Origin of the sequence: Bacillus sp. DX4.1, from assembly GCF_030348195.1 — a bacterium.
GTDB lineage: Bacteria > Bacillota > Bacilli > Bacillales > Bacillaceae_G > Bacillus_A.
Window position 1 is genome coordinate 1 of record NZ_JAUCFT010000003.1, and the last position, 8,136, is coordinate 8,136.

Annotated in this window: 6 protein-coding genes; 2 read left to right on the forward strand and 4 right to left on the reverse strand. The window is 33.1% G+C overall.

Going from position 1 to position 8,136, the window contains the following annotated elements; translation table 11 throughout:
• The first annotated feature begins 85 nt into the window (after positions 1-85).
• Entirely contained in the window at positions 86-358 is a 273-nt protein-coding gene (locus QUF99_RS00135; protein ID WP_289367980.1) for a hypothetical protein, read from the forward strand.
• Between the two features lie 416 nt (positions 359-774).
• On the opposite strand, the gene QUF99_RS00140 is transcribed toward QUF99_RS00135, so the two are convergent.
• The 4 genes from QUF99_RS00140 to QUF99_RS00155 all read right to left on the reverse strand — a co-directional run bounded on the left by QUF99_RS00140 (position 775) and on the right by QUF99_RS00155 (position 5,292).
• The gene (locus QUF99_RS00140; protein ID WP_289367981.1) at positions 775-1,296 is read right to left on the reverse strand and encodes a DUF3967 domain-containing protein; all 522 of its coding nucleotides are present in this window, start codon (positions 1,294-1,296) and stop codon (positions 775-777) included.
• 651 nt (positions 1,297-1,947) lie between these two features.
• Positions 1,948-2,148, reverse strand: coding sequence for a cold-shock protein (locus tag QUF99_RS00145; RefSeq protein ID WP_002130770.1), 201 nt, complete (start codon positions 2,146-2,148; stop codon positions 1,948-1,950).
• Between the two features lie 841 nt (positions 2,149-2,989).
• The gene (locus tag QUF99_RS00150) at positions 2,990-3,601 is read right to left on the reverse strand and encodes a helix-turn-helix domain-containing protein (RefSeq protein WP_215592863.1); all 612 of its coding nucleotides are present in this window, start codon (positions 3,599-3,601) and stop codon (positions 2,990-2,992) included.
• A 221-nt stretch (positions 3,602-3,822) separates the two neighbouring features.
• A complete protein-coding gene (locus QUF99_RS00155) occupies positions 3,823-5,292 on the reverse strand; it encodes a plasmid recombination protein (RefSeq protein ID WP_289367983.1) in 1,470 nt (489 codons plus the stop codon).
• A 1,272-nt stretch (positions 5,293-6,564) separates the two neighbouring features.
• On the opposite strand from QUF99_RS00155, the gene QUF99_RS00160 reads away from it, so the two are divergent.
• Complete coding sequence (locus QUF99_RS00160) at positions 6,565-7,464, forward strand: helix-turn-helix domain-containing protein (RefSeq protein ID WP_289367985.1); 900 nt, start codon at positions 6,565-6,567, stop codon at positions 7,462-7,464.
• Positions 7,465-8,136: the final 672 nt, after the last annotated feature.

Sequence of the window (8,136 nt, forward strand, 5' to 3'; positions counted from 1 at the left end):
GTGGTTAAAGTACAGTTAATTAACAACTCGACATGCTGTAACTCCATTCTTTTCGCTGAATGCGAATGAAGGGAGGAAAAAGAAGATGCAGTATGTCCGTAATATGAACAAAAAAGACACCATTCTGTTATTCGTTGGTTTGTACCTTGGATTACTTGTCGGTTTATTAGCAACAGTACTAATTACCGCGTTTGGTGTTACTGAGTTATCGTTGCTGGTTGCATTGATTTTAGTAGTCGCAATTCCAGTCATACTAAAGTATCTGTTAAAAATGTTACTTTTCATCTTGGTTAAAACTGTGAAATTCATCTATACAATCGGAAAACGAATTTGGAATTGTGCTAAAAAATTCTGGTGAGACAGAATTTAATTCCAGTGATAATCATCTTATTCCCCAATAAGGTGATTATCTTTTTTAATCGAATAAGTTTAGAATTCTAAATAAATTTCTTAGTAAGTTAGTTGAGCAAAAACCCAACACTTTATTATGTTAACACTTTTACCCCATGTTATGCAACGAAAACTTGTTAATTTCTAACCATTTTGTGTTAAGAAGTCAAGAATAAATAAGTACAATGTTAAAAATTACACTCTTTTTGAAACATACTGATCCAATATTAAGATTATGCAGAAAAACAAAAAAGGTTACAAAAAATCGTTCGACTATTTGTAAAAAAATAAAACATTAGATAGTATAGCCAATATTTATAAAAACAATACATCTAAATTATTCTCTTGTATTATATCTTTTTTATGCATTCTCTAAATTCCTTCTTACTTACCAAATAGACGACTCCAGAGTGATTTCTTCTGTTCTGAAGCTGCTATTAGACGCTTACTATCTTGTATTTCCCTTAATACTTGCATTAATTGAATATCTCTTTTCTCTTCTCTTATTATCCTTTGAGCATCAGTTTCCTGTAAAAATTTATTTTGTTGATCCAACCTTTGAATTAACTCTAAATTAAGTTGTTCTAATCGTTCTATACGTTCAGTTAATGCTTTTATGTGTTCTGTATCTGCTACGCTATCTATAGCAACAGTTGCTATATTATTTTCTTCAACACTTGTCATTGCTAGATTTATAGCCTGTTCTAGTGTTACGTTCTTCTTGTTCATAGCTGTTACTAGCCGTTCTATAGTTGCTACGTCTGTATGATAAAAAATCCTAGAATTATTATTGCCGCGCTCAAAAGGATACCCGGATTCCTCTAGGGCAAGGCAATATTTACGCAAAGTACTTGAGCCAATTCCTAAATTCTTGGCAACCTCAGATCCCCAATAAGTTTGAGCCATATTTTGTCCTCCCTCTGTTCTAAGCTGTTCTTCAGTTGCTATATAGTGTTTTCCTTCTTAAAAAAGATAACACCTTCTTTTTTAAATATAAAGATGAGTTTCCAATTGTCTTTTAAAATTAACCAGAGTAAAACACAATAACCCAACTACTTTTTTTATACATAATTCTATACAGATTTTTGTACTAATACAGAAATTCATAAACCTAAAAATCATTGTTATATCAACAATGTATAAAATCATGTATAGTACGATAAAAAGAGAAAAAGCACAAACCCAATCATATCAAAGGTTTGTGCTTTTTCCTTGCTACCGATAATGGGACGTTATGTTAACTAGACGTGTATAAGATATACAATCAAACAAAGTTATTTTTCATTTTCATTCTTATTTTGAAATAGATGCACAATCAAAAGTCCACCAACAAATAAGATTGGAAATCCTACGACTATATATAATCCATTTTTTTGGTATTCTTAATATAATTGCAAGATAACTAAAAGAAAAAGCCCATAATGCTAAAATTATGATTTCTAACATCTTCTTTTTCATTAAAAGTTAAGCACCCCAGATCCCCTTGAAAAAGTTGTATCCGGAATATTATAACAAAATAAAAAAAGACCCTACAAGAGGGTCTTTCATCAGCTAATATTAAGCTTTTTGAACATTAGTAGCTTGTGGGCCACGTTGTCCTTTTTCTACTTCAAACGTTACACTTTGTCCTTCGTCTAAAGATTTGTAACCGTCGATTTGGATAGCTGAGAAATGTACGAATACGTCTTCTCCACCTTCACGCTCGATGAATCCAAAACCTTTGTCTGCATTAAACCATTTTACTTTACCTTGTTCCATAATTGTTGCCTCCTAGTGTGGATACCCACACATATGTTACTACTCTTGCTCAAATACCTTAGACGAAAAACAAAATTTATTCTTAATCTCAAACCGAACAAAAATAGGTCTATCTTAAATTAACATACTTTCTAAAAAATAGCAAATTTCAAAAATAAGTCCTTATGGTAATTAACCACTAATAGTGGTTGCTGGAGAAAAAGTCACTATGATAGTCATCACAGCAAGAAGTTGCCAAAGGATCTCGACAATATCATTGGTTTGATTTTTTTCAGACATTCAACAACTGATAAAATTAGCTATTTTCGAGTTAAATTTTACTTTTGATAACGAACATTATGTAAATGAGCTGTCCATATGGGCAGCTTATTTTGTTATTAGTCTGGTTTTATATTGTCTTTTGGTCTTCCCTTTGCTTTTTGGCAGAGTGCTGGCTCGTCGTGTGGGGACGAAACCCCACGTATTGCGTATCAATTTTTGAATAAAAACTATTTCGGGACGAATGATCTAGGCGGTTCGGCTCGTATACTTGCTTGTCCAAGTCGAGAACCATTGCTTTGCTTTTTGTCTGTCGGCTTGGCGAGAAAAGCACACGAGCCGAAAAAAGTTTTGCCAGGATGGAGCGTAGCGAAAAAGGTGGAGATTTTTGAGCGTTCTTTGCTCAAAAATACTACCTGTTCCTTGCGGAACTTTTAGCCTTATATAGAGAGTGAGAGTAAATTAACCTTATTTGGTTATAAAAATGTTGTTATATCAAGGATTTATAGGTATTTTCGTAGTTATCAAATTAGGTAACATTAGTTATCAAATTAGGTAACTACGAAAACATAAAAAATAGCCCTTAAAAAAGGGCTATTGGAAATTTTTTTAATAAAGATTTGGATTTTATAAATAATGCTTTTAAAGTAACTTCAATATTGTCACGTTCACCAGAAAACATAATGTTAGGATTAATAAAAATTGCGTTAGTACGTGCGTTATTACCTTCAATTTCTTGACCTACTGCTTTTACTACAATACCTTTTTCTTGTAATTGCTTTAATACTCGACTAACCTTAGGTTTACTCGTTCCAAGACGTTCAGCAATCTGCGTTTGAGTCATAGGAACTGCACTTCTAGAATGAATATCATCAACTATACAATTACTCTTAAATTGTAAAAATCGTTGAATGCGCATTAAAAATAGTATTTCTTCATCAGTAAAATATCCTGTCTCCAAAGCATAGTTCCAATTATCTTGAATCAATTGAACAAACCTCACTTTCGATTGAGGACTTTTTTTAGTACCTATGTAAAGCTCTTTACCAGTAGCTTTAGCCATAATCTCCATAGCTTTTTCTAATTCAGCTTTTGAAACCTCATTATGATCTTGCTTAAATTGTTCATTTTCAATTTCTAAATCTCTTTTTCTAGCATTTCTTTCAGCTTGTCCAAAATCTACAACTTTTGTCATAAAATAATTCTCTCCCTTAGTGGAAGGAATCAACTTTTATATGTTAGAATGTATATAGAATATATATTGGTTGATTCCAACCTTATTATGAAAAACCGCCTGCCGACCAAAGCATGGGCGGTTTTTCTCGTTTATTACATCTTTCTTTATAATAACATGAAATACGTTACTAAAGGTTTCCATCTACTAAAAATCAATTCTCTTTTTCACCATTATCACGTCTATCTTTCCATATCAAACCCTCTCTGCTTATTCATTTCCCTCTTATGTTCCTGTTCAAAATGATTATTAACTTCCCTACCAACCAATTCATTTTTAACAAGCCCTCTAAACGCCTGAAATTGCTCTTTTAAAGCTGCTTTCGTTTGTTGGTATAAAACCCTTATATTTGTTTGTAAATCCTTTATATGAGCTTTTAAAGACCCTATTTCCTTATGTAATACACTAACTTCTTTTTTTAACTGACCTTTTTCTTGTTTCAATATCCTATTCTCTTCCATCCAACCTTCTGCAGTCATTTTTAAACTTTGATACTCTCTCACAAAGTCTGTTTTTCTCAAACGCTCATAATCCTTTTTGATAGTAACCGCTGCGTTCACTTGTTTTGTTAATTCTTGATATTGTTCTGGTGATAACACATAATTTCCAGTCTTTTTCTTCGTGACTTCAGCTTTCCCAAACGTTTTATTATTCTGTACTTCTGTTATTACTTCTTTACGCAAAAATGGAATTTTAATAGGTTCATTTGGCACTTGATCCGTAGCACAATCTAATCCTTTTTGCATTTGTTCTACTCTTTTTTCTAACTCTATATGACGCTGGCCAATTAACTGCAGCTTTTCATTTTCACTCTCTACTTGTTGCTTTACTATTTCTAATTCTTTGTACGTATCAACGACATCACTTTCCAAACACGTTTTCGTTACTTCTAATTCGTTTCTTTTCTCTTCAACGTTTTTTAAATAATCGTCAATCGTTTGTAACTGTGTTTCTTTTTCTTCTACTTGATTTTCAATAGTTGACTTTGCTTCTGCATACTCCTTGTATTGACGGACTTTCATGTACTTATGAGAACCTACATTAGCACGTTCAAAATTCGGAATATGCTCTTTAGCCAATTGCTCAATATAGGCCGTTTCTAATTCTCTCCAATGTGCAATTAACTTTCTTCCCGTTCCTTCTACACCTTGTTGTTGCAAGGCTCTATCCATTCCGACACGCCTCGTTAATCCTCGACTACTTTCGAAATTCGGTACATAGTTAATATGTAAATGCGGATTAGCTTCATCATCATGTAAAACCATGTTATAAACTACTAGATTTGGATTTCGCTCTTGAAACGCTTCAGCATAGCGCTTCAGTGCTTCTTTTTTCGCCCCTCTATACATTGGGTCATCTTTACCTTCCCCAATCGCTACAACCAATTCTCGTTGCTCATGTGTCTTATCATCTTTATGTACTTTGTCATAGTAGTCATTTATCTTACGGTCATTCCGTTTTTGTTTCTCGTTATACTTGTCCACCGCTTCCTGAAAAACATCCTTGTATACACTTCGGATATCCTTTTGAACAAAGTAAATATTCTCCTCTAATCTGGATGGATCTATGCCAGAATTTCCATGAATATTTTCTCTGTTATTGTGGCTCAATGAACTTTGGTGAGATTGATTAAATGAGATAGAACCCAACATAAAATGCCACCACTTTCCCTAGATTAATTGATACCATAAGTCTAGCAAAGCGACGAAATGGAGTCAATTAGAGTAACCCTATACTTATTTTGACGCTAACGCATCAAAATCGATAGGGGTCTGCGACGCTTTTCGGCTACGCCGAGCCACATTTCACGTGGCAAAAACAAAACCTTGGGCCTTGCCCAAACCCACTGGGGAACTCTTCCCCAGACCCCATTTATCGAACTCCCCAACCCCTCAATCCTTGAGGGGCTCCCTCGCCGGTTGGCAGGAACAAACAATAGTTTGTTCAATGCCGAGAGGGTTCGGGTGTAGTCCAGTTGGTCAAGTCAAATACTCCCTTCGCTTCGCTAGGTCCGTTTTGATTGACCAACACATGCAACCACCTGTTCCAAACCTTTGCGATTTTTACCAATTAAATAAAAAAGAGCCCTGTAAAAAGGACTCTTTTTTTATTCTACATGTTGAGTAAATGCAGAATGATTTGCAATGTAGCATTAGTTCCAAAAAGAACATTGATAATCTTGTCAAAATTACAAGTAAAATCAATTTCAGTGTTTTCACCATGCTTCTTCATCTTGAATTTAATCAATCTTTTCACCTCGCGATTCATTATTTATCAGCGTATTTTGGGTACCCCTACCCTTATCGATTCTTTGCAACTTACCAAATGCAAAGAAGTCCACCTTTACGTCCTGCCATGTCTATTTCTCTCTTCATTGTCCGAAATGTCAATCGGTTGATCTACATTTGAAAATGGATCGTCATTATTCAATAATTCAGAGTTAACTAAACTACTAAATTGACCAAATGGGGATGGTTGCTGATTGAATGAACCGCGTTATGTTACCCAACATATGTAATTATCCTATTATTTCTAATAGCATTCAAGTATTTGTTGCTAGCATAAATACTGAATGGAAATTAGGAAAAGTATTGTGTTATCAAACACGATCCAAAATTTCGAAATTATAGAGAAATCCTATCCTATAAAACAATATTACTGTTTTAAAACCATAGAATTAAAAAAAAAAAAAAAACTACTACTGTTCGATATTATTTTCGCGGTTGGTGTTCGTCTTATCTAATTGGTTATACTTAGTGGTTTTAGTTTTCTTGTAGTATTAGTTTTAGTTTGCACGAACATATTTACCATATTATAACGAATTATAGCGCAATGAATTTAAACATTTAATGCGCTCTTACGCATTTGTTTCTTCGTTTTGATTCGTGGTAACATGATTTAAAGAGGAAAATAGGAGGATGAATATGGTTAATAAACGACTTAAAATAAACCTAGCAATAGAAGCGGTGGATGAAACAGACTTTGCATTAAAAGATTATTATCAAAGTTGGCGTTCAAATAACCAACAACAAAAAATACCTTTTGTTGCATTATATAGTTCATTTAAGGAAAAACATTTAAGAGATCTTGAAGCTGGACCATTAAAGTTATACTTATTTTTCGCTTTTGCTGCAAATAATGATTACGGGCATAGTTGGCATAGCATTTCAAGTATTGCTAATTTTTTTGGCGCTCAAACAAGGACTATCGACAACTGGATTAAAGTTCTCGTAGAAAAAGAACTAATTTATCGAGAACAAAAAGGAAAAAAATCACATACAACTTACTTAATCCCCTATAACAACACGTTTATTAAGCATAAAGCGTTATTAAAAAGACATTCAAATAGTCAAAGTATTTTAAATGACCTTATTTCTAAATTACAAGGATTAGAACCTTTATACGGTGAGGTTTTAAACGTGTTCCATTTATTCTATTGGGGAAGTGATAAAAAAGGAAAACCTGACAATAAAAAGAGCATCCAAGAATTATTAATTATAACCAGAAGAGATAACGATGTTTTAATTGGACATACTTATCGTCTCACAAAATCTGAACATTTAAGTATAAATGAACTGTTCGTTGAAGAAACTTCTGTATTTAACAGTCCTTTTAAATATAAAAATAAAAATGTGACTGGAATTGCATTAGAACACGATATCATGGCTGATCATCATCAACGTGCGGAAGAAATGGCAAGCTTGCTAATAAATTTAACAAATATAGAAGAATGGCGACTTGAAGAATTTCCTAAGGTTCAGTATGGGGAAAAAGATGACTTCTTTCCACCTACTTTAATAGATAAAGAAGAAAATAAAGAATAGTCAATGTAGGGGGAGCATACCGAAAATGCGGATTTACAACGTTAAGATTTTTGAGACAAGTCATACGAAACACTAGAAAGCTTTATTTGACGTGAAATCAATTAAGTCTCAATAGATTAAACCCTATTGAGACAATGATTTTTATCTTAACGTTATAAATCCGCAAAATCCTGGTACTACCCCATATTAGATAATAAAGAGAGAATGAAGAAAAAACGATTGATACAGAACCTGTTTTTTTACATGTTTAAAAGACTATACTATGTGAAAATCTTTTAAAGACCAGGTAAATAAATAATAGTAAAAAAATGTCCAATATAGGCATTAAATTAATTAAAGGTGAGTATAGTGTAATGTAGGCATAAGATATAGCTAAGTTTGCTTGAGGTATGGGCATATTCGTTGCAATTAATATTGAGGAAAAATAAATCACAATGGTAGATTATCACCTAAAAAAATCTATTTTTCAAGTTTTATCCCTTGACACCATATTCTGGAATGTGTTATGGTGGAGAGTGTGCGATTTACCTAAATTGAAATAAAAAAAACCCTTGATAAATTCAAAGGGTCTGGATTGAACTCTATGAAATTGTTCTTTTGAAAAGAAAAATTCCGTGGTTCCCCAACCACGTTTGAATATAGATATCGAAGCATGATGATCTTGAAAAGGAA